Origin of the sequence: Rugosimonospora acidiphila, from assembly GCF_039543385.1 — a bacterium.
Taxonomy (GTDB): Bacteria; Actinomycetota; Actinomycetes; order Mycobacteriales; family Micromonosporaceae; genus Rugosimonospora; species Rugosimonospora acidiphila.
On the sequence record NZ_BAABJQ010000080.1, the window covers coordinates 1 to 2123 of the forward strand.

The 2123-nt window shown below is 71.6% G+C and carries 2 protein-coding genes and 1 pseudogene; all 3 read right to left on the reverse strand.

The window, feature by feature from the left end:
* Positions 1 to 660, reverse strand: a complete 660-nt coding sequence (locus ABEA87_RS42095) for a response regulator transcription factor (RefSeq protein ID WP_345639405.1) — start codon at positions 658 to 660, stop codon at positions 1 to 3.
* A complete protein-coding gene (locus ABEA87_RS42100) occupies positions 657 to 1808 on the reverse strand; it encodes a sensor histidine kinase (protein ID WP_345639406.1) in 1152 nt (383 codons plus the stop codon). The genes ABEA87_RS42095 and ABEA87_RS42100 overlap by 4 nt, the downstream gene beginning before the upstream one ends.
* Positions 1805 to 2123: pseudogene (locus ABEA87_RS42105) on the reverse strand (CPBP family intramembrane glutamate endopeptidase); the annotation flags it as partial. The pseudogene ABEA87_RS42105 and the gene ABEA87_RS42100, both read right to left, overlap by 4 nt.

Here is a 2123-nt window from a genome sequence, read left to right on the forward strand (position 1 = left end):
TCAGGTCACCAGGCCGTTGCGGTAGGCATACACCACCGCCTGCACCCGGTCGCGCAGATCCAGCTTGGTGAGAATCCGCGACACGTACGTCTTCACCGTCTCCTGACTGATCACCAGGGTCGCGGCGATCTCGGCGTTCGACAGGCCGTTGGCGATGAGGCGCAGCACCTCCAGTTCGCGCGGGGCCAGCCCGACGTCCTCCCGCGTGCCCTGCGCCGGACGGATCCGTGCCGCGTACCTGCCGACCAGTTGCCGCGTCACTTCGGGTGCCAGCAGGGCGGCGCCGGTCGCGACCGTACGGATGCCGTGCAGTAGCTGCGCCGGTGGGGCGTCCTTGAGCAGGAAGCCGCTTGCCCCCGCGCGCAGCGCCTCGTAGACGTACTCGTCCAGGTTGAACGTCGTCACCACGAGCACCTTGACGGGATGCGCCACCCCGACACCGGCCAGCAGCCGGGTCGCCCCGATGCCGTCGAGTACCGGCATCCGTACGTCCATCACCACCACGTCGGGGTGCACGCGGGCGGCGAGGTCGACGGCGGCGCGCCCGTCCCCGCACTCGCCCACCGTCTCAAGGTCGGGCTGAGCGTCGATGATCGTCGCGAACCCGGTGCGGATCAGCGCCTGGTCGTCGCAGACCAGGACCCGGATCGGGGCGGTCACGACCCGCTCCGCGCGGGGATGCGGGCCCGCACGACGAAGCCGCCGCCTGCCCGCTGATCCGCGCTGAACTCGCCGCCCAGGACGTCGACCCGTTCGCGGAGCCCGGCCAGGCCCCGCCCGCTCCCGCCGGGGGACGCGGCCCGCGAGCCGGAGCCGTCGGTGCTGACCTCTACGAGGATCTCCCTTGCGAGGTGCCGTACCCGGACCGCGGTGCGGCTGCCGTGCGCGTACTTGAGGGCGTTCGTCAGGGCTTCCTGCACGACCCGGTAGGCGGCGAGTTCCGCGCTGCCGGTCGAGGACGCCGGCCTGCCCTCCTCGGTAAACTCCACCGGCTGCCCGGCCCGGCGCGTCTGCTCCACGAGCGTGTGCACTTCGCCGATAAACGGCATCTTGATTTCGGTGTGGTCGGGGTTGAGCAGGTCGAGCAGGTGCCGCAGGTCGCTGATGGCCCGTCGACCGGTGTCGGTGACGGCGCTGAGGGTCTCGTCGAGGCGAGTGGGTGCGGCGGTCAGGTACCGTGCCGCCTCGGCCTGCACGACCATCGCCGTCACGTGGTGGGTCACCACATCGTGGAGCTCGCGGGCGATGCGGGTACGTTCGGCGGCGCGGGTGGCCTCGGCGACGCCGCGGCGGCGTTCGACCTCGGCGATCCGGGTGGCGCGCAGCCAACTCCCGATGCCCCACACGACGGCCAGCCCCACGTAGAACGTTGCGAATCCGCTCACCTGGTCGGTCCCGCCGAGCCGGTGGACCGCGACTGCCAGCGGTACGTACGCCAGGGAGAGGATGACCACGGTGGCCCGCCGATGACGCTCCAGGTGGGCACCCGCGCTCAGCAGCGCGATGGGCAGTGCGGTGCTCGCGACGATGCGGTAGCCGCGCAGTTCGGCGGCGACGAAGCCGAGCGACACCAGGGCGAGACAGGCGTCCGGCCACCGCCGGCGCACAGCGAGCGGAAGGGACTCAAGGCCGACGAGGGCAACGGCCAGCGCGTCAAACGGGCGTGCCGCGAGGTCCCCGACCTGAGTCTCGTGGCCGCGCAGCACCGGCAGGAGCGACGCGATGACCAGCAGCAGCGCGAACGGGAGATCCCGGACCGTGACGTCACACCGCCGCCACAGACCGGGCACCCGCCGGAGGTCGATCATTGAGAGAGGGTAGCGGTCGCAGCAGCCCGGGCGCCGCGCCGGAGAGGAACCAGGTTGCCGCGCCGCCGGGCCAGCCACATGAACACGATTGTCAGCAGCACACCGAACGCCACCGAGTAAAGGCTGGCCTCCGGGCCGAACTGGCCGCCGGTCACCAGGGCCCTGCCCGACATCACGCTGTGCAGCAGCCCCTGCGTCTGGCCGTTCCCGGAGACCTCGGTGCCGAAGATGCCGGACTCGGCGAAGTTCCAGCCGAAGTGCAGACCGATCGGGAGCCACAGCTTGCGCGTGGCCGCGTAGGCGGCGGCGAGCGTG

What these genes read in the sequence shown, in the direction of transcription:
- ABEA87_RS42100 (WP_345639406.1), bottom strand. Translation starts at nt 1,808, where the DNA reads ATGATCGACCTCCGGCGGGTGCCCGGTCTGTGGCGGCGGTGTGACGTC.